The following is a 25801-nucleotide window of genomic DNA, read 5'->3' on the forward strand; positions in this document are numbered from 1 at the left end:
CCAAAAAATACTATAGCATACTGCTTCCCTGAACGCAAGAAGCATCATTAATTTTTATCATTCTGTTCGATCTTTCCTGTTAATTGGGCAACCACTTTTTCAGGAGTCATGCTGACATGAAACTGGTAGGTCCCCGCCTTTAAACGATGCTGTAAATCGTTTGTGTAAATGATCGCATCAAATGCATCACCATCTGTGAGGATGCCTACGGCTAATAGTGCATCGCGAATCTGTACACTTGTCCATCCCGGAAAAACCTGAAAGTGAATGCGATCTTCATCCTGTTGGCTCGCAGTGATGAACTCCTCGTTATTTTTTAATTCTGCTTCCAGTTGAGCAATCTGCTTTTGAAGCGCGATGACTTCCTGCGAAGGTGTCTGCTCCGATAGTGTTCCAGCATCCTGAGGGGATTCTGAGGATGATGGAAGCTGTGATCCGCCATCATTCCAAAAGCTATCAAAGAACACAAAGAGAAGGAGGGTAAACAGCATTCCTAAGGCAAATGTAAATAGACAGGGTTGTTTAATCTTCATGGCGCTCACCTAACTTGGATAATTGAAGAATCAATTCCACCTCTCCTACACCCATGCCCAGCGTTTGGGCAATATCACCAACGGTTTTTCCTTCTTGTAATTGGTCTAAAACTGGTTGATAACGACTGTTCAGCAAAAGCGGAGCCAGCGGTTTTTGACCTTTGCTCTTTTCGCCTCTTTGTGCCATACCTTCCTCTGCTTCTATGATGGATGGATTACCCTCCGATCGTTGAGCAGAAATGATATTATGCAACCCACTATATTGTTCCTCTAGCTTGATTAATTGCTTTTGCTGCTGTGAGAGAATTTGTCGAAGTTGCTCGATTTCAGTCCGATCTGTTTTCAAATCCCGCTCCACATCAAAAATAAAGCTTTGTAAGGTCTTTTCCATCCGATGAAAAGCTTGATTTCCAACACTTTCTCCACCTTTTTGACCACGTTGTCCAAAAAAAGAGAGGATTATGAGCACAAGAGCCAATCCTCCTATTGCGTATATGAATTCCATCATTATCACCATGTTCTCCGATTGATTTGCTTACAATGAGATATCAATACGATGACCTTTGAAAGGATGGGGAGCAGGATGGTGATCATCATCATTAGTGGATTCGTTATGAGAACCCTGCTCTTGATTATGACTACCCATCTGCCGGTCCCCTTGCAGAGAGACGGACTTTCCTTCCCCCTTGCGAATTGCCCTTTTCCGATTACGAGCCACTTCTTGTTCCGCTTGAAGCATCATTTGCTCTTGTTGAACTACGGGCTTTTGATTCAAATGCTCCTGCATTTTCCCTACATCCTGCGTGCGTGGTAGGGCAACCTGTAATTCAACGGCCTTTAAGCTCATCGCCGGTTCCCCCTTAATTATTGTCGTAAGGGCTCAAATTCAATTTCTGTGCTATTGAGATAAAAGCGAACATGCTGAAATGTGGTATTAATATAGCGGACATATTTACCAAAGACGAGCCGAGTACCAGGGTACATGGTATTGATTACAGAAATGGATGCAGTGCCAATTTGCTCTAATTTCATGGAAATCATCTCATACTCATCCTTGAATTCACTCAGTAGCTTTTCACTCTGCAGCTTTGTATGGGTTAATTGGATTTGCATCTGCTGCTTATCTGGTGGTAATTCTCCAAGCTGCGTCATGATCCTTTGTAGAATGGCTAATGCCTTCTCTACCTTATCTAGCTGAGCCTGATGAAATTGTAGCTGCTTTTCTAGTTCCTGCAGACGTGTACGTAACCGTGGATGACTGCCCGCTTCTAAAACAGTGACAGTGGTCATTTCATTCCCGATGATTCGGGCCACGATGCCTTCGCCTGCTCTAATCTCTCCTCCAACAATCAAGCCTTTACCACTTTCACATTTCACTTGACGTTCAGCATAGACACGACTATGCATAATACTTTGCTTTACGATTACATCTTGGCCAGCCTCAACAATGGCTTCCTGTATATACGAGGCGGTTACATCTACCCCTGCTTTAACGTAGCCCTTATGATTAGCCACAATGCCATTTTTGATCTGAATAGAACCCATCGCTTCTAAGATGGCTCCTTCTACTTCACCAAGGATGCGAATATCACCATCTGCTTTGATAGAGAAACCAGCAGGTACATTTCCACGGATAACAACTGTTCCAACGAAATCAATATTCCCTGTATCAAAATCAAGGTCACCCTTCACTTCAAATACCGGAAATACATGGATCCTTCCATCCTTGCTAAGATTAACTTGTCCATCAATAGCGGCATAGACTGCTTTGCGCTCTTCTGTAATGACCACATTTTTTCCTGGCTTGAGTCGCGCTTCCTTACCTTCCTTGGCTGGGAGTGTCACTCCTGAGATACTCATCCCAGGGATCCCCTTGGAGGGAGGAATTACCTGCGCCAATAATTGCCCCTGGCGTACATTGGCAATCTCTTTCACAGCATGAAAATCCACATAACCATCTTCTGTGGTTTTTGGTCCTGTACGCTCTTTAGCCAAGAACTCATATTGAATAGAACCATTTTCACCATCAACGGGAGGAACGCCCTCAGCAATTGTAATTTCTTTACCAGCAAAAGCTTGAGGCTCCTCTACCAATCTTTTTAATAATTCGCCATGGAGTCCAAATTGAATACTGGATTGACAAAAGGCAAGTAGTTGCTCATATGTAAAGCGATATTGAGCAGTATAGGGATGGAAGAGTAAATAGGCAAATAGCCCATCCTCACTCAGTCGAATGGTGAACAATTGATCCAACTGGGTTTCTTGGTTATGGGGTGGAATGACTGGATCTGTCATAAAAGCACCTCCTCAAGTTCAATCTGCATGTAGTCGTGATAGGGTTCCGCGTAGTCGAAGGATCGCTTTCGAATGTAGCTGAGAGATTCGTGATGGGGAAAGATGAAGGATCGTAGCAATCTCTGTCAATGTTAACTCCTCATAATAGAAGAGAGAAATTACGGTTCTTTCCTTGGAGGGAAGAAGATCAATGGCCTTAACCAGCAACTCATGCTCTGCCATTTGGTCCACATTCTCTTCTGGAGTAGTCATCTGTTCATCCACAATGAAGGAGTGACGTGAGGATTGATGGTTCTCATCATCCTCGATCATTTCATCGATAGAGGTTAAGGTTGCACCAGCAACATCAAGGAGAGTATGGTGCAACTCTTCTACACTCATGCCCAAATATTCAGCTACCTCCTCATCACAAACAGAGCGGAGCTTTTCCTGCTGCAAACAACGATAGGCTTCTTCAATTCGCTTGGCCTTTTCGCGAATGGATCGTGGCAACCAATCCTGCTGTCGCAACCCATCCATGATGGCCCCTCGTATCCGCCACATGGCATAGGTCTTAAATTTTAAACCGCGGCTCACATCAAATTTTTGGAGTGCATCAAGCAATCCAAACATCCCATAACTCCTTAATTCATCCACTTCAACGGTACGTGGCATATGGATCGCAATACGCCCAACCACATAGTCCACCAAGGGTAAGTAGAGTTGAATGAGCCTGCTTTGGGCATCAACACTCTGCTCATCCTTATACTGATTCCATAATTCACGCATTTGGTCTTCTGCTAATGCCCCCTGCATACTCATCCACCTCCTCCTCTCTCATTAGTTCATGAATTGACGTACTGCTTCTACTGTAGCATTGGTTTGTTCATCCATTGGAATCTCTGAAGGTGTAATATGGGAGATTCCAGTGAGGTCCAAGGGTTGAAAGGGGTGCGTAACCTCTTCATCGGGTGTTGTTAAATCGATGCTTTGTCCCTTCGTCTCATCATCCTCTAGAGCCTCTGGAGGATGAGTTTCAGCTGGCTCGATCTGAAGGAGCTTTGCTAGCACCCTGCGAATTGGAATAAGGATGATAAAGATCACAAGGAATGTGAGCAGACCACGAATGAGACTCGTCCCTACAGTATTGTTTTGCATAGAGGCTAAGAAAGCCACTAGCGTCGTAATCGTTGCAAGGATGATATTCACTCCGAATCGTTTCCCCATGGACTATACTTCCTTTTCACCTTGATTAATCGTACGAATATGCAAGATACCTGTGGCACAGTCTAGCTCAATGGTACGTCCGTAGTTTCCCCCTGTTTCTTCTGCAACAATGGGAATGCCAAGCTTGTGAAGCATCGCCTTACATGCCTCAACATTACGAGCGCCAATCCGCATGGTTTCTGATTGACTGGCAAAGGCAAACATCTGGGCACCACCAGCTAACTTCGCCTTCATCCTCGTTACTCGTGCTCCTGCTTTCTCCATCTGTTGAATCAACAAGGGGATTGCTGTATCTGCAAATTTAGCATGATTGAGATTCTCTTGTTTAGCCATTTGTGATGTTGGTAACATCACATGGGCAAGGCCACCTACCCGTTGACTTGAATCATACAAAACGACCCCTACACAAGAGCCTAGCCCAGTGGTTCTTAAATGATCTGGATCCTGTGCAACTTGTAAATCTGCCATTCCTACCTTCACAACAATCATGGCATCGAAACCCCTAAACCGCGAAAGAGATTGGAAAATGATTCTGGATCAGGAATCAAGAAAAAGTGGCCTTCAATCTCTTCATGTTCATCAAAAAACCTAGTCTCAATCAAAATTGCAGTATCACTAACTCTTCCAAGCTCGATCAAGCCAATATCAAGAATGGCGCCTGCCATATCGATGGCCAATGCTGGAACAGTAGGAAGAAGCCGCATACTCGTGAAGTCAGAAAGGGAGTTCAAATATGAGCCTGAAAGAATATTGCCAATCTCCTGCAATGCAGAAAGCTCCATCTCATTAAACATCTCTTGATTATCATTGGTAATCCCTGCGAAGTTTCGTAATAACTTTTTTGCTGACTCCAAATCCTGGACAAAGTACATACTGCCTGGAATCTCCCCTTCAATGCGTAAAAAAACGGATACCACCAGGGTCTCTGCTCCTCCAATATGATCCACAAGTTCGTCGAAGTGAAGCACTTGTACAAGTGGTACCTCCATATCGATGGGCTTCTGTAATAAGGTTGAAAGTGCTGTAGCTGCATGTCCTGCTCCAATATTTCCTACTTCTCGTAAGACATCGAGATGAAAATCACTGAGCTGTTCTAATGTATTCACGTTGATCATGCCTCGATTTGTTCCAATTGTTCCACTTCATTAGTGTTGAGAACCTTATCAAGATTAAGGAGAATAAGTAGACGATCCTGCAGCTTAGCTACACCGCGTAAATAATCTGCTTCGATACCTCCCACTACCTCAGGTGGTGGTTCAATGGCTTTTGTTGGAATATCGATAACATCATTGGCAGCATCTACAATCAGTCCAACCTCAATCTCGTTGACGACTACGATAATAATCCGTGTAGAATCGGTGTACTCCTTCTCTTCAAAGTCGAACCGGCTACGAAGATCGATGATGGGAGTAACAACACCGCGTAGATTGATGACACCCTTTACAAACTTTGGAGTACGAGGTACTCGTGTTACAGGCATCATTCGCTCAATTCCGCGTACTTGGTTAACTTCCACACCATACTCTTCATCCTGCAGTCGAAAAACAATGACCTTAATCTCTTCATATACTTCATGTACTTGTTCCATGCTGCTCTCCTCCTCGTTCCTACATTTGGTCTACTATTTTATTAAAGCATTACAATCGATAATTAATGCTACCTGACCATCTCCTAAGATGGTTGCTCCAGAGATAGCAAAGACATTGGTGAGATACTTCCCTAAGGATTTTAAGACAATCTCTTGTTGGCCAATAAAATGATCCACAACAAGGCCTGCCATTTTCTCACCCTTCCGAACGATGACCACAGAGTGCTCGTCCATAACATCCTGAGACATATGAGGAATCTCAAAGATCTCTTCCAAGAAGACGAGGGGAACAATCTTTCCACGGAAATCAATGACAGACTTATTATGAGCATGCATAATTTGATCTTGTTTAATAATGGCTGTTTCAATGATCGATGATAGCGGGATGGCATACTTTTCATGCTGTACTTGCACAAGCATGGACGAAATAATCGATAATGTTAAAGGTAGTTGAATTAAGAAGGTTGTGCCTTCTCCTAGCTTTGACTGAACCGTCACATTACCACCCAGTGCGGTAATCTTTGCTTTTACCACATCGAGACCTACACCGCGACCTGAGACATCGGTTACTTTTTCTGATGTACTTAAGCCAGAGGCGAATAAAAGCTCGTGAGCTTGTTCCTCAGTCATTTTTTCAGCTGCTTTTTCATCAATAATTCCCTTTTCAATCGCTTTGCGTTTTACCCGTTCAGCATCGATCCCTGCTCCATCATCATAGACTTCAATAAAGACGTGGTTACCACTATGATAAGCGCTTAAGCGAACGATAGCTACTTCAGGCTTCCCTTTGGCAAGCCTTGTCTGACTATCTTCTACACCATGGTCTAAGGAGTTTCGAAGCAAGTGAACCAAAGGATCACCAATCTCATCGATCACCGTTCGATCAAGCTCTGTATCTTCACCTAAGATTTCGAGATTCACATTCTTGTTTAATTCTTTTGCTAGATCTCGTACCATTCTTGGGAAACGATTAAATACTTGTTCCACTGGAACCATGCGCATCGTTAAGATAATATTTTGTAAGTCTGTACTGATGCGACTCATATGTTCTACTGTCTCTTGGAGATCGGTACTGTTCATCTCACTAGAGATTTGTTCAAGGCGTCCGCGGTCAATTACCATTTCACTAAACAGATTCATCAGACTATCAAGGCGCTCAATATCGACACGAATCGATTTGCTGGTGACACGGTGCCGTTGTTTTGGATGGCCATTTCCATTAGTATTGCTAGTTGGATGGTTACTCTCTTCCTTCTCCTGTCCCTGAACTGGCTTCACCTTTGTTTCCTCAGCCTTACTTGAAACTTGCACCTGCACGATCTGAATCGCTTCGATCTCCGAGATACTCATTATTATTCTTTCAACTTCTTCTCTACTCATTGTGGTTAAGTAGAGAATCTCAAAGGAACGATCGAACTTCTCCTCTTCCAGTTCCTCCACTGTTGGTGTGGAGCGAAGGATCTCTCCTTTGGCATCCAAGTGATCAAATACCATGTATGCCCTTGCTGCCTTCAACATGCAGGTATCTGCTAATTCAATATGTATAGAGAAGGCTTGATATCCATCGTGTAAAGACTCCTTAATAACACTGATCTCATATTCATTTAGTTCCATATCTTGCTCAATAGTAGTAGCTACTTCCTGCTGAGATGATATATGCTGATGAGCATCTTGCACTTCATCTGCTACGTCCTCTGTCTTCACTGGGGATTCAGATTGAGAGAGCTGTCGTAGGAGGGTGATGGCATTGGAAATCTCAAGCTCACCATTTCCACCGTCTGCGATATCCAAAATCATCTCCTCTAGTAGATCAACACATTGGAAAATGACATCCATCGTATGAGAATCTAATTGAATCGATTGATTACGAATTAAGTCCATCACCGTTTCCATCTCATGAGTGAGTGATGCAAGATCATCAAACCCCATGGTGGCTGCCATGCCTTTTAGTGTATGGGCAGAGCGGAACAATTCATTGATAACGGATAGATCATCCATGTTCTGCTCCAATTCTAGTAATCGATCATTGATATTTTGCAGATGCTCTTTCGATTCTTCGATAAACATGTCCAGATATTGATTTGTATCCACCACGAAAATTCCCCCCCTACTATTTCAGTACATGCATCATTTGTTTAGCAACCTCTTCAATTGGAACAATCTTATCAATGAATCCTGTTTCGATAGCAGCCTTCGGCATACCAAAGACCACACAGGTCTCCTCAGCCTCAGCAATGGAAAACTCAAGGCCTGTTTGCTTCATTTGTCTTAGGCCATCAGAACCATCATTGCCCATTCCTGTTAATATGATAGCATATTTACGAACCCCTGAGATTTGAGCGATCGATGAAAAAAGGGTATTCACCGCTGGACGGTGACCACGAACAGGTGGTTCTTGTTGCAGTCTTGTCTGTAGTTGGCTTCCTTTTTTGCTCACCTCAAGATGATAATCTCCCGGTGCAATATAAGCTACACCATTGGCAAGTGGCTCTCCATCAATTGCCTCCTTCACCTGGATTTCACTCATGGAGTCTAAGCGCTCTGCTAAAGATTTTGTAAATCCTGGAGGCATATGTTGGACAACCACAATGGATGCAGGAATGGATGCGGGAAATCTCGTTAAAACTTCCTGTAGGGCTTTCGGTCCTCCAGTTGAAGTTCCTATAGCAATTATATTAGTTATATTCTTGCTAACGCTGCTATTTCCTGCAAATTTACTGTCTATTTTATCTCCTTTTGTTTGATTTAGTAGAAAAGTATTAGATGGATGAGGGTGGTAAGTTGCATTTCTATGAGATGATTTCTGTAATTTCTTAATATCAGTCTGTGCTGCCATGAGAACCTTAGTGCAGATCTCATCACTCACCTTGTTAATGTCCAAGGAGATACTTCCAGATGGCTTGGTGATGAAATCATAGGCACCTAATTCCAATGCTTTAATCGTTTCGTCTGTACCATGCTTCGTAATGCTACTCAACATCACCACAGGTACAGGGTGATGCTCCATGATAAGTCGAAGGGCATCAAGCCCATTCATCACTGGCATTTCTACATCAAGTGTAACTACATGGGGGTGAAGATTTTTCACCATTTCAATTGCTTCAATGCCATTTCGTGCCTTACCAACCACTGTTAGTTGAGGGTCCTCTTCTAGGATGTCCCCGATCATTTTTCGCATAAACGCTGAGTCGTCGACTACTAGAACACGAAAAGGTTCCATATCTACTCACCCTTCTTATCGTCGAATCATTGATGCCATCCTTTGTAAAAACCTTCTCATGCCTGTGCTTTCCTGCTGTACTCCTACCTCACCTGATACATATCTACGAGCGATCTGCTGCAATTGAATGGATGCTTCACAATTGGGATAGAGGATACTGAGTGGTTGCTGCTGCTTCACTGCTTTTGATACATGGCTATCATGGGAGATAGTGCCCAATAGCTGGATCCCCTTCCCTAGGAAACGTTCAGTCACTTCTTGTAACCGTTGAGCTGTACTCTGTCCTTCACGGAAGCCTTGGACTTGGTTCACAAGTAATTTCAATTCCACGTCCTGAGATTTACTAAGGATGGTCTTCACCACTGCATAGGCATCGGTTAATGAGGTTGGCTCAGGCGTTGTAATAATAAACGCTTCATCGGCGGAGAGGATGAGCCGTAACGATTCTGTAGAGAGCCCTGCTCCCGTATCGATCAAGATATAATCATATTTGCCTTGCAGTTGGTTGAGCTGCTCAAAAAGATAGATTAAATTGCGTTCCTCAAGCCTGCCCAGCTCCTGTAGACCTGAGCTCCCCGCTAGCAGGTGAAAACCACTAGGTCCTTCCTCCAATACCTCCCAGATGCTTAAATGTTCCTTCACCATATCCAATAGGGTATAACGCGGATTCAATCCCAACAGTAAATCAAGATTGGCGAGTCCTAAATCTGCATCTAAGATCATTACCTTTTTACCGAGTTGCTGGAGTTGAATGGCAAAGTTTAGTGTAAAGTTGGATTTCCCTACACCACCCTTTCCGCTGGTCACTGCGATGATTCTTGTTTTGCGCCGTGGGCTCAACTCCATCTGTTCCAAGCGTTCACGCAACGATTGGGCTTGGTCATTCATTTGCATTCACTCCCAAGAGAAGAGTTGCCAACTTATCTGCATCCACCTCGATAATATCATCAGGTACACTTTGACCATTGGTTAAATAAGAAAAATAAAACGGATGATGAACAGCTAGATTCAAAATGCTACCGTAGCTCATGGTTTCATCTGACTTCGTGAGAATTAACCGATCGATACCAAGCCCCGAGAACTGTTGAATGATTTTTTCCATATCGGTATTTTTCATGGTGAGACTTAGGACTAGGTATGTTTCAGTACTTCCCTTTGCTACCTCCATCCAATTCCGAACCTCTTGAATGTACTCTGATTGTAAAAAATTACGTCCTGCTGTATCCATGAAAATTAGATCAAAATCGGAACATTTTTGTAGAGACTTTTGTAAATCTGCAGCAGAGAAGACCACTTCAAAAGGAACATTTAAGATGGTCGCGTAGGTTTTCAATTGTTCAACAGCAGCGATACGATATGTATCAGAAGTTACAAAGGCTACGCGTTTCTTCTTTAAAACCTGATCGGCTGCCAGCTTCGCAATGGTGGTGGTTTTACCAACACCAGTGGGTCCCACCACTTGAATGAGTCGTGGAAAGGTAGTAGCCTTCGTTGATGGTTTAATCCGTTTCGAAAAAATCGCTTGTACAACCGCCTCTGCTTCCTGCCACACCTCTTCGTTGGTCCATGTATAATCAGATGCTTTCCGTTGGAGAATCTGATCGAGAATCTCTACAACCACTGCTTCATGGACATCCTGTTGAAGCAGATGGTCCCGCAGTTGTCGAAATGGTTCAAAGGAAGGAGGTGTCTCTTTTTGCCCAAGCATAAAAGAGACCATCATCTGGCGCATCTCTTTCAGTTCCTTCGTTACATGATCATCAGTTCCTTGTGCAGGAACGGCTCCTGCCTTGGGACGAGGACGCTGATAGGTGATGGCAGCTTGATTCTCTGGCTTACTACTATTCATTTTTTCTTCCATCACTTCCTGAAAAGAGGAAGCTTTACCTCGCTGTTCTTCGGCAGATGGCTTGCGTACCTCTTCATCAATAGCAGCAAGCACCTCGATCTTGCGCTGAGCAAAAAAACCAAGGAATCCTCCAATTTTCACTGGTTTACTGCTGATGATAATTGCATCGGGTCCCATCTCTTTGCGAATAATACCTACCGCTTCATTGATTGAGTCCACAAGATAACGTTTCACTTTCATTTTAGATATTCACCACCCCAACGCTTTGCACTTCTACCTGTGGCTCCAATTCATTGTAAGAAAGGAGCATCACATCAGGAAAGACCTTCTCGGTAAATTGACGCAAATACATGCGAATAGCTGGAGACGTTAAGATAATTGGAGGATACCCTTGTGCTGTCATCTGTTCCAATTGCTGTTGCATTTGTTCGAACAGTTGTTGTGAATCTTGTGGCGTCATCACCAGATAATTCCCATGATCGCCCTTTTGAATACTTTCGGCAATTTTCTTCTCTAAACCTGCTCCTGCAGTTAGTACATAGAGAGGTTGACCTGGAGTTGTAATCTGATTGGTAATCTGTCTAGAAAGTCCTTGTCTTACATACTCCGTAAGTAGATTAGGATCCTTCGTATAGGTGCCATAATCTGCGATCACTTCCAAAATCGCAGGGAGATTGCGAATGGAGATCCGTTCTGATAAAAGATTTTGGAGAACCTTATGTAATTCACCGATACTGATCACGTTAGGAATCACATCTTCCACTAAAGCTGGATAGCCTTCTTTCACATGGTCAAGCAGGGTCTTGGTCTCTTGTCTTCCTAACAACTCTGCGGAATGCTGCTTAATCACCTCTGTTAGGTGTGTAGCTACAACAGAGGGAGGATCCACCACAGTATAGCCTGCCAATTCAGCTCGCTCCTTCATCTCTTCATTCACCCATAAAGCAGGGAGTTGAAATGCTGGTTCAATGGTCTCGATACCTTGAATCGAATCATCATCAATCCCTGGACTCATGGCTAAAAAGTGATCGAGGAGGATCTCACCTTGGGCTACTTCATTTCCGCGAATCTTAATGACATATTGATTGGGACGCAGTTGGATATTATCTCGTATCCGGATTACAGGTACGATAATCCCTAGCTCAAGAGCAATTTGGCGTCGGATCATGATCACCCGATCGAGGAGATCACCGCCCTGATTACTATCAGCAAGGGGAATTAACCCATAGCCAAATTCAAATTCAATGGGATCCACCTGTAATAAATTTACCACATTCTCTGGACTACGAATATCGCTATCTGGCGTCTCATCAGGGATGGCTTCCGCTACTGCCTCTGCTTTTTCTGCACGCTGTTGCATACGATACCCACCAAATGCGATAAATCCAGCAACTGGTGCGGTTATCAAAACACCGATTGGTGTAAACAAGCCTAATAAGGCGATGGTTCCTGCAACCACATAAAGTAATTTAGGATATGCCAGCAATTGACCTGTAATCTCTTCCCCGAGGTTGCCCTCTGAAGATGCACTGGTTACAACGATACCTGTTGCTGTTGAGATTAAGAGGGCAGGGATCTGACTCACCAATCCGTCACCTACTGAGAGCAAGGTGAAGATATGGGCTGATTCAGCGAAACCATAGCCATGCACTACCATCCCAATAATAAATCCACCTAGTACATTGATGACCAGAATGACGATACTAGCAATAGCATCCCCCTTAACAAACTTACTAGCACCATCCATCGCTCCGTAGAAATCTGCTTCCCGTTCGATTTTACGACGACGTGTCCGTGCTTCATCTTCTGTGATCATTCCTGCATTTAAGTCAGCATCGATACTCATCTGTTTTCCTGGCATTGCATCCAGGGTAAACCGTGCAGCTACCTCAGCAACCCGTTCAGCACCTTTGGTGATTACGATGAATTGAATAATAACAAGGATGAGGAAGACAACAAAACCAACCACAACTTCGCCACCAACAACAAAGCTACCAAAGGTGTCAATGACACGGCCAGCATCTGCCTTGGTTAAAATGGAGCGAGTGGTTGAAACATTAAGTGCTAAACGAAATAAGGTAGTTAGCAATAATAATGAAGGAAAGATGGAAAATTGCAGGGCTTCTTTCGTATTCAAAGCCACCATTAAAATGAGTAAGGCCAGTGACATATTTATGATCAATAAGAAGTCAAGAAGTTCTGTTGGAAGAGGAATCACCATCATCGCAACAATTAAAATGACTGCAATTAAAACGACTAAGTCTTTCCCTTTCATTCAATCTCCTCCCCTCAACAGCTAAAGGATTACATCTGACCTTTAACACGATAGACATATGCTAGTACTTCTGCAACAGCCTGGAATAGGTCTTCAGGTATGAACTCTCCTAACTCTACACGGAAATAGAGGGCTCGTGCTAAGGGCTTATTCTCAATAACCATAATCTCATGCTCTTTTGCGATGGTTTTGATTTTTAGAGCGATGTAATCCTGCCCCTTCGCAATCACTTTCGGTGCGCCAAATTCCTCCTGATACTGAAGGGCAACTGCAAAATGCGTCGGGTTCGTGATGATCACATCTGCCTTGGGCACTTCCTGCATCATCCGCTGCATGGCCATCTGTCGTTGCCGTTCTTTAATTCTACTCTTAACCAGCGGATCCCCTTCCGTCTTTTTGTACTCGTCTTTAATATCTTGTTTGGACATGCGCAAATTCTTTTCATATTCATAGCGCTGGTATGCATAATCAAAAATGGAGAGGACCAGCAATAGAAGCGCAACATAGATCCCAAGCTTCACAGATAAGGTAGCCACAAAGCCTAAAACATTCCATAGTGGCATGTAGGGTAAGGTGAAGATGGAATCTCTTTCATTCCAAAGTATCAGTGCCACTACTGAACCAACCATGGTAATCTTGAGCAACGTCTTCAATAGCTCAACCAGCGCTCGTTTGGAGAAGATTCGTTTCGCTCCTTCAATAGGATTGATCCGATTCAATTTCACTTTTAAGGGTTCCGTAGTAAAGAGAAAGCCTATCTGAATATAGTTCCCGAATAATCCTGCCACTAAGGCGATGCCCATAATGGGAAGCAATACTTTCGCTGTCTCCCATACATTGCGCTCCATCAACACTTGAAGATTCTTCTGTGATAGATCCCAATCATCCAATTGATCGAGGCTCAAGTGAAAAACATTTAAGAGAATCCCGCCAAACCAGCTCCCCAACATGAGTAGGAAGAGGAAGACAAAGAGCATAATCAGGGCGGAAGGAATTTCAGCACTTTTGGCCACTTGGCCCTTTTTCCGCGATTCCTTACGCTTTTGCGGTGTGGCTTTTTCTGTTTTTTCTTGAGCGAAAAATTGTAGGTCAAGGCGGAGCATTACGGTTCCCCCAAGAGTTGCATTAATGTGGAGATCGCTTCAAACATAGTAGCAAACAAGATTTTTAAGAGATAGAAAAAACCCGGTAGCGCCACTAATAGTACGATGAAGCTTATCATGATCTTAAGTGGAAGCCCCACAACAAACACATTGAGCTGTGGAACGGTTTTTGCCACGATCCCCAAGGCAATATCCACTAAAAAAAGTGTTGCTACAATGGGTACTGCCATTTTAAACGCCATCTCAAACATGGTGATAAAAGCATGGGTGACAAACTGCATCACATTCTCAGAACCCAGTGGTATGGTTAGCTGTTGTAACGGTATGAATGTATAACTCTGTTGAATGGCCTGAATAAAGAGGTGATGACCATCCATGGCCAGGAAGAAAAGCACAGCCAGCATATACTTAAAATTCCCGATTAAAGGGCTCTGTGCACCCGTCTGAGGGTCGATCACATTGGCGATAGCAAAGCCGATCTGCATATCAATGAATGAGCCTGCTACTTGTATTCCATAAATAAATAATGCGGCAATGAAGCCTAAGGCAAGCCCTACAGCTAGCTCTTTAAAAATATGTATAAAAAAATTAAAGTCCATGGGTATCACATGGATTCCCACCTGAAAGAAGACCAAAATTGATATAAAAAAAGCTGTACCGATCTTCAGTCGACTTGGGACACCACGACTCGAAAAAATTGGCACAGTTACAAAAAACGAACTGATGCGCACCAATATTAAGAGAAATGCTGGTACATATTGAATAAGTAGCGTTGCATTCATATTATCACCTTACAAATTGGTGCAAGTTGTCTAGCAACATGTGCGTGAAATCGATAAGTTTGGTTAACATCCATGGTGCAGTAAGGACAATGGTTACCAAAATTGCGACGATCTTCGGGATAAAAGCTAGTGTTTGCTCTTGGATCTGGGTGGTGGCTTGGAAAATACTCACCAGTAGTCCCACAAGGAGCCCTACTCCTAAGGCAGGTGCAGTCACTAGTAGAATGGTATAGACGGCATTTTCCGATAGATGAATTATAAACTCTTCAGTCACTGATATCCTCCACCTTATGAAAAGCTAAACAACAAGGATTGAACAACGAGATACCAACCATCAACTAAGATAAACAAGAGAATTTTGAACGGTAATGAAATCATCACAGGTGGTAGCATCATCATCCCCATGGCCATCAAAATACTTGCCACAACCATATCAATAATTAGAAAGGGGATAAAAATAAGAAATCCCATCTGAAACGCTGTCTTCAATTCGCTGATGGCGAAGGCAGGAATTAAAGAGGTTAGCGGAATCTCACTAATAGAGTTAGGCTTCTCCTGTCCTGCATAATTCATAAAGAGTGCTAAATCCTTTTCTCGTGTCTGCTTTGCCATAAATTGCTTCATCGGCTGGACCGCATTGTCAAACGCTTCTGTCTGTGTAATCTCACCATCTAAATAAGGTTGAAGTGCCTGGTCATTGATCTCCCCAAATGTAGGCGCCATGATGAAGAATGTCATAAAAAGTGCTAGACCAATGATTACCTGATTGGGTGGCATCTGTTGCGTTGCTAGTGCTGTTCGGACAAAGCCCAGGACAATGACAATCCTTGTAAAAGAGGTCATCATGATCAAAATGGCTGGAGCAATGGATAAGATGGTAATCAGTAGAATAATCTGCAAAGTGACAGCTACATCGCCAGGCTTATCGCTGGTAAAGGTTACACCTGGCACGATATTCGTCGGAGCAGCCGAAACTTGTTCAGGCGCTAGGGCTGCTAGTATTAATCCCACAGCCACTAGAAATAGAACCTGTTTTTTCACGGCCGATCCTTCCTTTCCTCATCTGAACCTTTATTCCAACCTTGTAATACGCGATTCAATTCCACTTCAAAATCCGTGGAAGCCTCTTCCTTTTTTGTCTTGCGCTTGAGCCATGGGACCCAGCTCTGCTTCCTTTGATTCTCTGCTAGCCAATTCGCCTGCACCAAGATCTCCTCGATGGTTCCTTGATCTGTAATTTTATCCAGCAGTCGAATCTCATTACCTACCCCAAGGAGATAGAGTTGTTTATTGATCTCTACCATTTGAACCGACTTATTTTGACCGAGGTTGATACCCCCAATGAGCCGAAATGGTGTAGATGGCTGGAGATTGGTACGAACAGCGATAAATTTAACTACGCCATAGATTAAGAGAACGATCAATAGTAGGGAGCCGATCAATTGGAATAGCATCTTTCCGATACTAATCTCTTGAAACCCTGTCAACTGCTCGCTGTCTTCATTCGTCTGGGTGGGTGTATTTATGGTATCATTCGCCGGTCCATCCACTGCGAAAACAGCTAGTGAAGCCATGGTTAGTATAATTAGTACTGCGAACAAACAGAGTGCCTTTCGTAATTGCTTCTGTAATTTCATAAGTGGTTTCATCAGCATTCAACCAACTGCTTAAGCAGACAGAGTTTTTTTAATGGCTTCAATAACTCGATCAGCCTGAAACGGTTTGACAATAAAGTCACGGGCACCAGCTTGAATGGCATCAATTACCATGGCTTGCTGCCCCATTGCAGAGCACATAATTACCTTTGCACTGGGATCGATTTCACGGATTTTTTTCAATGCCGTAATCCCATCCATCTCAGGCATGGTAATATCCATCGTAACAAGATCAGGTTTTAAATCCTGGTACTTCTCTAAGGCTTGGGCTCCATCGGAAGCTTCGCCAACCACATTAAACCCATTCTTTGTTAAGATTTCTTTGATCATCATTCGCATAAAAGCTGCATCATCTACAATTAAAATGTTAGCCATTATAATCTCCTCCTGTACAGTTGTTCAATTTCATTGATTTATAAGTGAAACGATTAAATCACTGTAACTTCTGAACCCGATCAATGGGACTAATTATATCGGTTACACGAACACCAAAGTTCTCATCAATAACCACCACTTCACCCTTTGCAATCAATTTATTATTGACGAGAATATCTACCGGTTCTCCCGCTAGCTTATCCAATTCAATAATCGAGCCATTAGTTAGTTCGAGAATCTCTTGAATTCTCCGCTTGGTCCGCCCCAGTTCTACTGAGACTTGTAAGGGGATATCCAATAATAAGTTCAAGTTTTGTTGACCTACAACACTGCTTTGTGTATCCATATTGGTAAACTGCACAGGTTGAACTTGGGGATTAGAGATCACCGATTGACCATACATCTGCTCGGGATGCTGAGGCTGAGGCATGGGTGCTTGATATCCCATAGCTACCTGTGGCTGCATTTGCTGCGGCATATACGGCTGATTGATCGGCGGATTGCTTGGATTCATCATTGGAGCTGCTACCTGTTGTACCGGTTGCTGCATTGGTTGTTGCACAGAAGGTTGCATCGGTGGTTGCATCGATTGCGGTGCAGCACCTTGGCTTATCGCTTCTCCTTGTGTAGAAGAAAGCGATGGTTCACTAGCCTGCATCAGGGTATCCACTAGCATTTTCGCAAAGGTAATCGGTAATAATTGCATGATATTGGAGTCAATCAAATTTCCTACCCGGAGTCGGAAGGAGACCTTGACCAGATAATCATCATGTGGGAGATGCTCCTGCCCCTTCCCACGGGCAAAGTCCACCATATCAATACCTGGTGGAGATATATCTACACGACGATCAAAAATCGTGGACATGGATGTTGCAGCTGAACCCATCATTTGATTCATCGCCTCTTGAACTGCACTGAGGTAAAGCTCAGACATCTCTAGATTGGGCTGTGTTCCATCTCCACCCATCATCAAATCAGCAATAATGGCAGCATCCTGAATCTTCATCACTAGGAGATTAACCCCTTCAAAGCCCTGGGTAAATTGAACTGAAATGGCGACATGGGGATTAGGAAACTCTTGATCCACATCTGCTTTCTTAATCAAGGAGACAGTTGGTGTCGTGATATCTACCTTTTGACCTAGTAAGGTTGAAAGAGCTGTAGCTGCACTTCCAAAGGATATATTTCCAATCTCCCCTAAAGCATCTTGTTCAAAAGCTGAGATTGCATCGGTTAATGTAAATGAATCATCTATGGACCCTGCTTCTATGGTCCCTGCTTCTATTTCTTGACTCTCACTGCTTTGCGTCTGCTTATCTAACTCATTCTGACGCAGCAATGCTTCTATTTCTTCCTGCGTAAGCATATCCTTACTCATCTTCATCCTCCCCTTTCCGGTACAATCCAGTAATTTGAACTGCTAATTTCCCTTTGACCGTTCCTGGCTGTCCGTAAAACTTCGGAATGTGATCAACATAAACGATAAGGGGTTGCTCTACCTCTTGATTTAGGACAATCACATCGTTAACAGCCAATTGTAGGAATTCTTGAATTGTCATGGTCGATTGGCCAAGTTCAGTGATTACTGGTATATCGGCCAGAGAAACATTCTGCTGAAGTTTTACAAGCTCCCCTTCATCACGAGACTTCTTCTGATGCCCCATCCAATAATGGGCAGAAAGATTAGGCATGATAGGTTCTAATACTACATGGGGTAAACATAGGTTAACCATCCCTGAAACTTCGCCGATTTTGGTACTGAGTGAGATTACTGCCACCGTTTCATTGGGAGAAACAATCTGCATAAATTGTGGATTAGTCTCCATCACATCGAGGTAAGCTTCACATTCAATTACGTTTTTCCAAGCCTCGTTGAAATGATCCAAGGCCTTAGAAAAGATCTTCTCTAAAATGATCGTCTCAATCTCTGTAAGATGGTCGATTTTACTAGGTGTGACCCCTCTTCCCCCCATTAATCGATCAAGCATGGCATATGCGATATTGGGATTCACTTCAAGAACCATACGCCCTTCGAGGGGGGGTGCTTCAAAGATATTTAGGATCGTCATTTTTGGAATGGAACGAATAAATTCGTCATAGGGTAATTGATCCACAGAAGCTACGTTGATCTGAACAAATGTACGTAATGCTGCGGAGAAGTATGTAGTTAATAAGCGAGCGAAATTTTCATGAATTCTCGTTAAGCTTCGAATTTGATCTTTGGAAAATCGTAATGCTCGTTTGAAATCGTAGGTCTTAACTTTCTTTTCGGTTTTCTCTTGCTTTAGCTGCTCCGCATCCATCTCACCAGATGAGAGTGCAGCTAATAGCGAATCGATTTCATTCTGTGAAAGCACCTCTGCCACATGGTTCACCTCACCTTCACTACGCCAGAATATCCTATCTTATGTACTATTGATTGACGGTTGCTATTGAATCACCTTCGTTGTGATCAGCACATCAACAACCTTGCCATCCTTCATCAAGCGATTCACATTATTGATAAGCTGTGCTTCGAAAGTGAGTAAACCATCAGTGCCCATTAACTCTTCTCCAGTTTTTGCAGCCAGTAGCTTAATGGCTTCACTGGTGACTTGACGCTGCATCAGTTCCAATTCACTCTTGCCATCAACAGAGTTGGCCACGAGCGAAAACTGAAGGAGAATATGTTCTCCACTATATAGATCTGTGGTAATCTTCTCAAAATCCACCGTACAATCGTTCACTTCTGCAATGGTTTTCTCTTTCACTTCAGTTGCAGGATCATCGGAACCTGGAAACGAGGCTAAATCCATCTTCCATATAACCAAAAAAACGACAGCTATCAATGTTAATGAAACTAGTATGATTATGGCTATGTTTACAAGACGATTGTTGAACAAACCCCATCACTCCGCTCTTTATTCCCATCCTATTCTAGAATATTAATATAAAGCAATGCTAGATTGATCATTGATAGTACTATCATACCATTGATTCATCAATATGCTAGATTGATCAAAAAAATTGAAAGGAGCAGGATAGGTAGGATGACTCACAAATTTGAATGGGTCAGAGACCTACCAATCCTGCATGAAGGTGAATCTACCCTATCGTTTTAGATTAACAACCTCTTGAAGAATTTCATCCGATGTTGTGATAATCCGGGAATTGGCTTGGAAGCCCCGTTGTGCCACAATCATCTCCGTAAATTCTTCGGTTAAGTCCACATTGGACATTTCTAGCATACCTGCAGCTAGTGTACCACTTCCAACCTCTGGGTCCCCAGGAGCGACAAGGTCTCCCATTTCTCCATCTGGATTGGCATTGGGAGTCATCTTATATAAAGAGCCCCCAATCTTCTCTAAAGCAGCAGGATTGGCAACAATGGATAAACCGATGGTTCCTACAACATTCGTTTCTCCATCGCCATTGGTACCAAGAACCTCACCTGATTCGGAGATGGAGTAGGAGTTATATTCCTCACGATTCACTTGAATTGGCCCACCATCTACGCTTGCCACGAACAATCCTTGGGAATTAACTAAGAAGCCATAGGCATCTAGTTTGAAATCGCCTGCACGCGTTAGGTAATATGGTTCCTCACCTGTTGGAGAAACTAAGAAATATCCATCTCCGTTAATGGCAACGTCTGTAGGAACGTTGGTCATCATCGGGCTACCTGGTGTATGTAAGGTATCGATGGCTGACATACGAACGCCTAACCCAACTTGCCGAGGATTGACACCACCTCGTTCTCCTTCTTCTGGAGCTGAGGAGCCCGCAACAGTTTGACTTAAGATATCTTGGAACATGACACGACTTTTTTTAAACCCGGCTGTATTCACATTGGCAATATTGTTCCCAATCACGTCTAGCTTCGTTTGAAACCCTCTCATACCCGATACACCTGAGTACATCGATCGTAGCATTCAATTCTTCCCCCTTGTTTTGACAGGAGCAGGCGGTTCAATCGGTCCCCACCTGTTGACTTCCTTTTTCAAGGGCCAGTCATTCTCTCCTGTATGTTATTCCCGGTTAGACAAACATTGCACTATCGATATTGGTGAAGATATTCTCCTTCATCTGTTCCCCTTGCATCGCTGTAATCACCGTTTTATTCGGAATGTTTACAACAAAGGCGAGGTCTCTCATCATGATTACAGATTGTTGACCCCCCTTACTTGCTACCTTATCCACCGCTTCATTCAATTGGTCAATCTCTTGTTCTGACAATTGAATGCCCCGTTCAGAAAGTCGTTTATGAGCATGCTGGCTAAAATGTAGCTCTTCTTGGCGAAGGGTAGCTTGCGCTTTAACCAGTTCTTCCTGAAATGAAGGATGGGCAGCTGAATGAGTAGCAGAGTGCGTGGGTCTCCCGATTGGCGGCTGTGACAGATGGCTTAATCCAATGGGTAACGTCTTATTCATTCCGACCACACTTTCTTAATTCATCACTTATTTACTTGCTTGTACTACTTTACTTACTTCCACTTCCGTACCACCCGCTAATACATAATAAAAATGCTGGTCCCGTTGAACAACCGATTCTACGCTGCCACTGGATAATTCTGTGGTAGAATCTGTCTCCTTCCAATAGATTGTGTTACCAATCATTTGCGATAGACTTGCAAGCATCATCGGTTGCTGAAGGAGGTTGGCTGCTGGAAGTTCCTTTAATTGTTGTTCAATATTTTTCAATGATGTAGTCATATTCATCGTCTGCTCCAAAGAGCTAAATTGTGCCATCTGAGCAATAAATTCTTTATCACTTGTTGGCTGAAGCGGATCCTGCTGCTTAAGTTGCTCCACAAAGATTCGTAAAAAGTCATCTTTACCTAAGATGGATTTCTCTTCGTTGGTCTTCACCTTGGCATAATACTGATATTCTGTTGTCGTCTGATTAATGGATGGCATACATCGTCACCAACCTATCATACTTGATAGTGAATCGTACCTTTTTCATGGAAAAGCAGTTCTGATTCCTCAAGCCCATCTACCTGCGACATCCACTCTTGAAAGCTCGGAGAGTTCTTCTCATGATGGTCATCATTCTCGCGATGTTGATCCTGCTGGAATTGATGTTGAGCATTCCCTTGAGAGGAATCACGTTGCGGTAGTGGTGTACTATTCTGGCTTTGGGGAAGAGGCTGTTGAATTACTTCAAGCTTGTCCACAGCAAAGCCCTGCTGCAATAGTGTTTGCCGTAATTGAGACATTTGACTATCCAATGCTTCCTTTGCAGCTTGTGTTTGTGTCACAATCTGTGCAGTAATATTTCCTTGATTAGCTACCACATGGATCTGAATACGTCCTAGTGATTTTGGAACTAACCAGATCGTCGCTTCACTCACACCATTTTGCTGGGCTAATTGAAAGTGTTGCACCAATATGGGCTTCACTTGTGACATAACAGCAGGCTGTGTTACAGATGGACTAGCCTGTAACAAGGAACTGTGATGGCTTTGAATTGGATTAGCAGCATACTGATGGGTGAAAATCCTGAAGGGCTGAGCAGGTTCCCCTTCTTGTGAATCTAGGAGCTGAGCTGTTGCAAGATTGCTCTGTTGGTTGCCCTTCTCTACAGTTTGAACGGATACTGCCAACATGGACTCTTTGGCTGCTACTGTGAAAGCCTGTTGAATTCCTCCTGGTATTAGAGAATTGGCTGTTCCAACTTCTCCAACGAAACTCTGCTGAGTTGGAATGGTTGAATTCACTTTTATTGAGTCTTGAAACAACAGTTGAAGATTAGGTAAAGAACTCTTTGCAACCTGCCCATCATTAGCTCGTGCTACCACTTTAATGGTTTCCCGGGAAATGAGAGGGATTAAAGCTTGAAGCTGTTGTGTTAATCGTCCAAGCTTAGGCTCATCTTCTACCATGCCTTGAGCATTGACAGTCATCGTGGATGAGTTTTTAATTTCCTCACCAATGAGTTTACTACTTTCAGGTAGTGCTACAGGTTCTTCCTCGTTGACCAGTTGTGTCAATCTCTCGGTCCAAACTTGTAGTTCCTTCAGCAATTCTAATGACTGTATATCCACTGAATTCTGCGGAAATCGTGCAAGGGCTTGTTGCAATTCCCCTTGAAGCTCACTCCCCCATTGCGCTAGTTCGCCTTGCTCAGGATCCCCTGATAGCTGAAGCTGAGGAAGAATGAGTTCCATGGTAGCTAGTAAGCCAGCAAGCATTTCCAACAATTCTTCATCCATTCCTTCTAAACTCTGAATTGATTCGCCATTCAGCGCAATTGATTGAAGTAGCTGGGCAAATGCTGGTGAGTTCTCGGTAGATAATTGGTTGGTCCCTGCTAGGCTCATGCTCTGTGTTGGAAGCATTCCCATTGATTGAATACTCGTCTGCATCTTTTTCTCACCTCCTTTCAATGCTTTGTATAATTCAAGTGATGATTCAAATGCTGTAATGACCTTGAAGCTACTTTGATCCTTCTTTATTTTTTAACTCTTCTTTGAGGCGAGCAATCTCTTGCTGATAAGCAGCTGTCTTCTGATCCTCACTCAGTTCTCCTTCTGTGAGCAACATCGTTAAGGATGCTGCCTTTTCAGGCGACATCTTTGCGAGAATCGGCCCCTTCTCTTCAGGTTTTAAACCTTCTAAGACGAGCCCTGCTTCAACGGTGGTTAATTGATCGATAATTTTAGCTGCCTTACTCGCACTCATCGAGCGAAAGATATCTGCAATCTCTTTTAAATCCTGAGCTTGCTGTTCAACAGCAACTTGCTGGCTCACGATCTCAGCTTGTACCTTCTTCAACTCTTCTTGAAGCCTGGCAATTTCAAGATCCTTCGATTGTAATTCCTGCTCATATGCTTTTACTTGTTTTTCAGAATTGCTTCGAGTCTCTTCAAGACGAAGAATTTCTGATTTCAATGCTTCCATATTATTGGCGCGACGTTCTTCTTCTGGTTCCAACTTAACTTGGGGGTCTGGTATCACTTTTTCAACGATGGGCACACGATTCAAAGTTGTCATGACACCATTCAGCACATCATAGCCCATCACGGTCATCAATGTTCCTACTAATATACTGGTAAAGAGAAGTGGAAGAATGATAATGTAGAATATCCACTCCCACCAGCGGTATTTTTTCTCTTCATGTCCCATCACATCTTCCATCTCATCACCCCCTGCTTCCACTCATCTGCTCATATATCTACTATTTACTAGGTCATCTAGCATCTTCTGCTCGTCCCGGTTGACTGCTTCTATATACTCTTCACAATCTTTCTCACGAAGTTTTTCCCACATTTGCTCTTCCATCCGATTTCGCTTCCACTTTGCCTGAACAATCAATTCTTCGCGATGACAGGATTCTAGATCTGCTTTCGCATGATCGAGAGCCTCATCTACCGTTTCCACATAGGTTTGCAGCAGTCGAAGTTGAGTGATGGAAGTTCCCTCCGATGAGACGCGAGCCATCTCTTCTTCTAAGTCATTGCGATGGTGTATAAGAGAATCCACTCTCTCTTCATGTGATGAGAGTTCTGCCCTCACTTGCTGGAGTCTCTTCTCGGTAATCGTGCGATAGTGTTTCTTCACATCGAGAATTCGTTGCATTCGATAATGATACATCACTATTCCGCCTCTCCTAGTAACTGAGCCATCTGTTGAAAGCTATCAGATAGGGAGTATGATACATTAACGCCTTGCATTAAAAAGGAACGAAGAGGTTCGTGATATTGAATGGCTTGATCAATCTCCTGCTGACTTCCTCGCTTGTATGCGCCGATTTGGATCAAATCTTCTGCTTCCTGATAGGTTGCTAATAGGGTACGAACCTTCTGAGCCAGTTCCAGTTGTGAATCACTTACAATCTCTTTCATTAATCGGCTTACGCTTTGCAAGATATCAATGGCGGGGTACTGACCCTTTTGCGCGATTTTGCGATTTAAGACGATATGCCCATCGAGGATACCACGAGCAGCATCAACAATGGGTTCGTTCATATCATCACCTTCAACTAAGACCGTATAGAAGCCCGTGATGCTACCCTTTTCCGAAGTTCCAGCTCGTTCCATTAAACGTGGAAGGAGGGCGAATACCGAAGGTGTATATCCCTTCGTAGCTGGTGGTTCACCAATGGCTAAGCCAACCTCTCTTTGTGCCATGGCAAAACGGGTTACAGAGTCCATCATCAGCATCACATTTTTACCCTGATCGCGGAAATATTCAGCGATGGCCGTTGCAACAAAAGCACCTTTAATGCGGATCAAGGCTGGTTGATCCGAGGTGGCTACAACCACTACGGAACGACGTAAGCCTTCTTCTCCTAAGTCTCGCTCAATAAACTCCCGAACTTCCCGTCCTCGTTCACCAATTAATGCGATCACATTAATATCTGCTTCCGTATTACGGGCGATCATGCCTAACAACGTACTCTTCCCTACACCACTCCCTGCAAAGATTCCCACACGTTGACCACAACCGATGGTTAAGAGGGTGTCAATGGCCTTTACACCTACAGAAAGCGGTGCCTCAATCCGCGGTCGCAGCAGGGGATTGGGAGGTAGTTGATAAGCAGGGTAAACCTCCATTGTAGGTGATAAAGGGCTACCATTTAAGGGTCGTCCTAGACCATCAAGAACTTGACCTAGTAATTCATCTCCTACCTTAACCTGTAGTGTTTCTCCAGTGGCGATTACATCACAGCCCGGAGAGATATGCTCCAACGGACCAAGGGGCATTAAGAGAACAGAATCAGCTTTAAAGCCAACCACCTCGCAGAGAACCGGGTCCCCATCCTGATTGGGATAGATGTGACACAATTCACCTATTTGTGCATCAGGGCCATGGGATTCAATGGTTAGACCGATCACCTGTGAAACCTTACCATTCTTCTTTATAGGGTCAAGGCGTTTTAATATATTTAAATAGGGATCAATGGAAACCAACTGCGATGAAGAAGCGTCTTGCATCA

General features: G+C 43.5%; 30 protein-coding genes. All 30 read right to left on the reverse strand.

Annotated elements, in window-relative coordinates; translation table 11 throughout:
- Positions 1 to 47 precede the first annotated feature (47 nt).
- Positions 48 to 533: an MltG/YceG/YrrL family protein gene (locus tag BN1691_RS12275; RefSeq protein ID WP_048602471.1), complete on the reverse strand. Its 486-nt coding sequence runs from the start codon at positions 531 to 533 to the stop codon at positions 48 to 50.
- The gene (locus BN1691_RS12280) at positions 523 to 1002 is read right to left on the reverse strand and encodes a DUF6115 domain-containing protein (protein ID WP_048602472.1); all 480 of its coding nucleotides are present in this window, start codon (positions 1000 to 1002) and stop codon (positions 523 to 525) included. The genes BN1691_RS12275 and BN1691_RS12280 overlap by 11 nt, the downstream gene beginning before the upstream one ends.
- A 66-nt stretch (positions 1003 to 1068) precedes the next feature.
- A complete protein-coding gene (locus tag BN1691_RS12285; RefSeq protein ID WP_048602473.1) occupies positions 1069 to 1380 on the reverse strand; it encodes a hypothetical protein in 312 nt (103 codons plus the stop codon).
- A 17-nt stretch (positions 1381 to 1397) separates the two neighbouring features.
- Positions 1398 to 2828 carry a DUF342 domain-containing protein gene (locus BN1691_RS12290; protein ID WP_048602474.1) on the reverse strand — a complete coding sequence of 477 codons (1431 nt, stop codon included), beginning with the start codon at positions 2826 to 2828 and terminating at the stop codon, positions 1398 to 1400.
- 18 nt (positions 2829 to 2846) lie between these two features.
- Positions 2847 to 3629 (reverse strand): FliA/WhiG family RNA polymerase sigma factor, encoded by a 783-nt coding sequence (locus BN1691_RS12295; protein ID WP_231638409.1) that lies wholly within the window; start codon positions 3627 to 3629, stop codon positions 2847 to 2849.
- A gap of 18 nt (positions 3630 to 3647) precedes the next feature.
- Complete coding sequence (locus BN1691_RS12300; RefSeq protein ID WP_048602476.1) at positions 3648 to 4034, reverse strand: hypothetical protein; 387 nt, start codon at positions 4032 to 4034, stop codon at positions 3648 to 3650.
- Positions 4035 to 4037: 3 nt separating this feature from the next.
- Complete coding sequence (locus BN1691_RS12305; RefSeq protein WP_048602477.1) at positions 4038 to 4523, reverse strand: chemotaxis protein CheD; 486 nt, start codon at positions 4521 to 4523, stop codon at positions 4038 to 4040.
- Positions 4520 to 5140, reverse strand: a complete 621-nt coding sequence (locus BN1691_RS12310) for a chemotaxis protein CheC (protein WP_231638410.1) — start codon at positions 5138 to 5140, stop codon at positions 4520 to 4522. Before BN1691_RS12310 ends, BN1691_RS12305 begins: the two co-directional genes overlap by 4 nt.
- 5 nt (positions 5141 to 5145) lie before the next feature.
- The gene (locus tag BN1691_RS12315) at positions 5146 to 5622 is read right to left on the reverse strand and encodes a chemotaxis protein CheW (protein ID WP_048602479.1); all 477 of its coding nucleotides are present in this window, start codon (positions 5620 to 5622) and stop codon (positions 5146 to 5148) included.
- A gap of 33 nt (positions 5623 to 5655) precedes the next feature.
- Entirely contained in the window at positions 5656 to 7713 is a 2058-nt protein-coding gene (locus BN1691_RS12320; protein WP_048602842.1) for a chemotaxis protein CheA, read from the reverse strand.
- A 19-nt stretch (positions 7714 to 7732) separates the two neighbouring features.
- Entirely contained in the window at positions 7733 to 8842 is a 1110-nt protein-coding gene (locus BN1691_RS12325) for a protein-glutamate methylesterase/protein-glutamine glutaminase (RefSeq protein WP_048602480.1), read from the reverse strand.
- Positions 8843 to 8857: 15 nt separating this feature from the next.
- A complete protein-coding gene (locus BN1691_RS12330; protein WP_048602481.1) occupies positions 8858 to 9730 on the reverse strand; it encodes a MinD/ParA family protein in 873 nt (290 codons plus the stop codon).
- Entirely contained in the window at positions 9723 to 10931 is a 1209-nt protein-coding gene (flhF, locus tag BN1691_RS12335; RefSeq protein ID WP_048602482.1) for a flagellar biosynthesis GTPase FlhF, read from the reverse strand. The genes BN1691_RS12330 and flhF overlap by 8 nt, the downstream gene beginning before the upstream one ends.
- 1 nt (position 10932) lies before the next feature.
- Positions 10933 to 12966 carry a flagellar biosynthesis protein FlhA gene (gene flhA, locus BN1691_RS12340; protein WP_048602483.1) on the reverse strand — a complete coding sequence of 678 codons (2034 nt, stop codon included), beginning with the start codon at positions 12964 to 12966 and terminating at the stop codon, positions 10933 to 10935.
- 29 nt (positions 12967 to 12995) lie between these two features.
- Positions 12996 to 14069 carry a flagellar biosynthesis protein FlhB gene (gene flhB, locus BN1691_RS12345; RefSeq protein ID WP_048602484.1) on the reverse strand — a complete coding sequence of 358 codons (1074 nt, stop codon included), beginning with the start codon at positions 14067 to 14069 and terminating at the stop codon, positions 12996 to 12998.
- A complete protein-coding gene (gene fliR, locus BN1691_RS12350; RefSeq protein WP_048602485.1) occupies positions 14069 to 14851 on the reverse strand; it encodes a flagellar biosynthetic protein FliR in 783 nt (260 codons plus the stop codon). Before fliR ends, flhB begins: the two co-directional genes overlap by 1 nt.
- Before the next feature lie 4 nt (positions 14852 to 14855).
- Complete coding sequence (gene fliQ, locus BN1691_RS12355) at positions 14856 to 15125, reverse strand: flagellar biosynthesis protein FliQ (protein WP_048602486.1); 270 nt, start codon at positions 15123 to 15125, stop codon at positions 14856 to 14858.
- A gap of 14 nt (positions 15126 to 15139) precedes the next feature.
- Positions 15140 to 15805, reverse strand: coding sequence for a flagellar type III secretion system pore protein FliP (fliP, locus tag BN1691_RS12360; protein WP_231638429.1), 666 nt, complete (start codon positions 15803 to 15805; stop codon positions 15140 to 15142).
- Between the two features lie 83 nt (positions 15806 to 15888).
- Positions 15889 to 16500, reverse strand: a complete 612-nt coding sequence (locus BN1691_RS12365; protein WP_048602487.1) for a flagellar biosynthetic protein FliO — start codon at positions 16498 to 16500, stop codon at positions 15889 to 15891.
- An 18-nt stretch (positions 16501 to 16518) separates the two neighbouring features.
- On the reverse strand, positions 16519 to 16881 hold the full coding sequence (locus BN1691_RS12370; protein ID WP_048602488.1) for a response regulator: 363 nt from the start codon (positions 16879 to 16881) through the stop codon (positions 16519 to 16521).
- Between the two features lie 58 nt (positions 16882 to 16939).
- Positions 16940 to 18259, reverse strand: coding sequence for a flagellar motor switch phosphatase FliY (fliY, locus tag BN1691_RS12375; protein ID WP_048602489.1), 1320 nt, complete (start codon positions 18257 to 18259; stop codon positions 16940 to 16942).
- Positions 18252 to 19247 carry a flagellar motor switch protein FliM gene (gene fliM, locus BN1691_RS12380; RefSeq protein WP_048602490.1) on the reverse strand — a complete coding sequence of 332 codons (996 nt, stop codon included), beginning with the start codon at positions 19245 to 19247 and terminating at the stop codon, positions 18252 to 18254. The genes fliY and fliM overlap by 8 nt, the downstream gene beginning before the upstream one ends.
- Positions 19248 to 19310: 63 nt before the next feature.
- The gene (locus BN1691_RS12385; protein WP_048602491.1) at positions 19311 to 19676 is read right to left on the reverse strand and encodes a flagellar basal body-associated FliL family protein; all 366 of its coding nucleotides are present in this window, start codon (positions 19674 to 19676) and stop codon (positions 19311 to 19313) included.
- Between the two features lie 294 nt (positions 19677 to 19970).
- Positions 19971 to 20792: a flagellar basal body rod protein FlgG gene (flgG, locus tag BN1691_RS12390; protein WP_048602492.1), complete on the reverse strand. Its 822-nt coding sequence runs from the start codon at positions 20790 to 20792 to the stop codon at positions 19971 to 19973.
- 106 nt (positions 20793 to 20898) lie between these two features.
- Entirely contained in the window at positions 20899 to 21291 is a 393-nt protein-coding gene (locus BN1691_RS12395) for a TIGR02530 family flagellar biosynthesis protein (RefSeq protein ID WP_053083769.1), read from the reverse strand.
- A gap of 27 nt (positions 21292 to 21318) precedes the next feature.
- A complete protein-coding gene (locus BN1691_RS12400) occupies positions 21319 to 21777 on the reverse strand; it encodes a flagellar hook capping FlgD N-terminal domain-containing protein (protein ID WP_048602493.1) in 459 nt (152 codons plus the stop codon).
- Between the two features lie 17 nt (positions 21778 to 21794).
- Complete coding sequence (locus BN1691_RS12405; RefSeq protein ID WP_048602494.1) at positions 21795 to 23228, reverse strand: flagellar hook-length control protein FliK; 1434 nt, start codon at positions 23226 to 23228, stop codon at positions 21795 to 21797.
- A 70-nt stretch (positions 23229 to 23298) separates the two neighbouring features.
- Entirely contained in the window at positions 23299 to 24000 is a 702-nt protein-coding gene (locus tag BN1691_RS12410) for a MotE family protein (protein WP_048602495.1), read from the reverse strand.
- 21 nt (positions 24001 to 24021) lie between these two features.
- On the reverse strand, positions 24022 to 24456 hold the full coding sequence (gene fliJ / locus BN1691_RS12415) for a flagellar export protein FliJ (RefSeq protein ID WP_048602496.1): 435 nt from the start codon (positions 24454 to 24456) through the stop codon (positions 24022 to 24024).
- Between the two features lie 2 nt (positions 24457 to 24458).
- On the reverse strand, positions 24459 to 25799 hold the full coding sequence (fliI, locus tag BN1691_RS12420; RefSeq protein ID WP_048602497.1) for a flagellar protein export ATPase FliI: 1341 nt from the start codon (positions 25797 to 25799) through the stop codon (positions 24459 to 24461).
- Positions 25800 to 25801: the final 2 nt, after the last annotated feature.

Origin of the sequence: Rubeoparvulum massiliense (assembly GCF_001049895.1) — a bacterium.
In the GTDB taxonomy this organism is placed as follows: Bacteria; Bacillota; Bacilli; order Rubeoparvulales; family Rubeoparvulaceae; genus Rubeoparvulum; species Rubeoparvulum massiliense.

Coding starts and splice junctions, on each gene's coding strand:
- flgG (WP_048602492.1), bottom strand. CDS start 20,792: ATGCTACGATCGATGTACTCAGGTGTATCGGGTATGAGAGGGTTTCAA.
- BN1691_RS12300 (WP_048602476.1), bottom strand. CDS start 4,034: ATGGGGAAACGATTCGGAGTGAATATCATCCTTGCAACGATTACGACG.
- BN1691_RS12325 (WP_048602480.1), bottom strand. CDS start 8,842: ATGGAACCTTTTCGTGTTCTAGTAGTCGACGACTCAGCGTTTATGCGA.
- fliJ (WP_048602496.1), bottom strand. CDS start 24,456: ATGTATCATTATCGAATGCAACGAATTCTCGATGTGAAGAAACACTAT.
- BN1691_RS12385 (WP_048602491.1), bottom strand. CDS start 19,676: ATGGATTTAGCCTCGTTTCCAGGTTCCGATGATCCTGCAACTGAAGTG.
- flhB (WP_048602484.1), bottom strand. CDS start 14,069: ATGCTCCGCCTTGACCTACAATTTTTCGCTCAAGAAAAAACAGAAAAA.
- BN1691_RS12395 (WP_053083769.1), bottom strand. CDS start 21,291: ATGAATAAGACGTTACCCATTGGATTAAGCCATCTGTCACAGCCGCCA.
- BN1691_RS12365 (WP_048602487.1), bottom strand. CDS start 16,500: ATGAAACCACTTATGAAATTACAGAAGCAATTACGAAAGGCACTCTGT.
- BN1691_RS12405 (WP_048602494.1), bottom strand. CDS start 23,228: ATGCAGACGAGTATTCAATCAATGGGAATGCTTCCAACACAGAGCATG.
- BN1691_RS12285 (WP_048602473.1), bottom strand. CDS start 1,380: ATGAGCTTAAAGGCCGTTGAATTACAGGTTGCCCTACCACGCACGCAG.
- fliI (WP_048602497.1), bottom strand. CDS start 25,799: ATGCAAGACGCTTCTTCATCGCAGTTGGTTTCCATTGATCCCTATTTA.
- BN1691_RS12305 (WP_048602477.1), bottom strand. CDS start 4,523: ATGATTGTTGTGAAGGTAGGAATGGCAGATTTACAAGTTGCACAGGAT.
- BN1691_RS12290 (WP_048602474.1), bottom strand. CDS start 2,828: ATGACAGATCCAGTCATTCCACCCCATAACCAAGAAACCCAGTTGGAT.
- BN1691_RS12315 (WP_048602479.1), bottom strand. CDS start 5,622: ATGGAACAAGTACATGAAGTATATGAAGAGATTAAGGTCATTGTTTTT.
- flhA (WP_048602483.1), bottom strand. CDS start 12,966: ATGAAAGGGAAAGACTTAGTCGTTTTAATTGCAGTCATTTTAATTGTT.
- fliY (WP_048602489.1), bottom strand. CDS start 18,259: ATGAGTAAGGATATGCTTACGCAGGAAGAAATAGAAGCATTGCTGCGT.
- BN1691_RS12275 (WP_048602471.1), bottom strand. CDS start 533: ATGAAGATTAAACAACCCTGTCTATTTACATTTGCCTTAGGAATGCTG.
- flhF (WP_048602482.1), bottom strand. CDS start 10,931: ATGAAAGTGAAACGTTATCTTGTGGACTCAATCAATGAAGCGGTAGGT.
- BN1691_RS12330 (WP_048602481.1), bottom strand. CDS start 9,730: ATGAATGACCAAGCCCAATCGTTGCGTGAACGCTTGGAACAGATGGAG.
- BN1691_RS12370 (WP_048602488.1), bottom strand. CDS start 16,881: ATGGCTAACATTTTAATTGTAGATGATGCAGCTTTTATGCGAATGATG.
- BN1691_RS12410 (WP_048602495.1), bottom strand. CDS start 24,000: ATGGAAGATGTGATGGGACATGAAGAGAAAAAATACCGCTGGTGGGAG.
- BN1691_RS12295 (WP_231638409.1), bottom strand. CDS start 3,629: ATGAGTATGCAGGGGGCATTAGCAGAAGACCAAATGCGTGAATTATGG.
- BN1691_RS12400 (WP_048602493.1), bottom strand. CDS start 21,777: ATGCCATCCATTAATCAGACGACAACAGAATATCAGTATTATGCCAAG.
- fliR (WP_048602485.1), bottom strand. CDS start 14,851: ATGAATGCAACGCTACTTATTCAATATGTACCAGCATTTCTCTTAATA.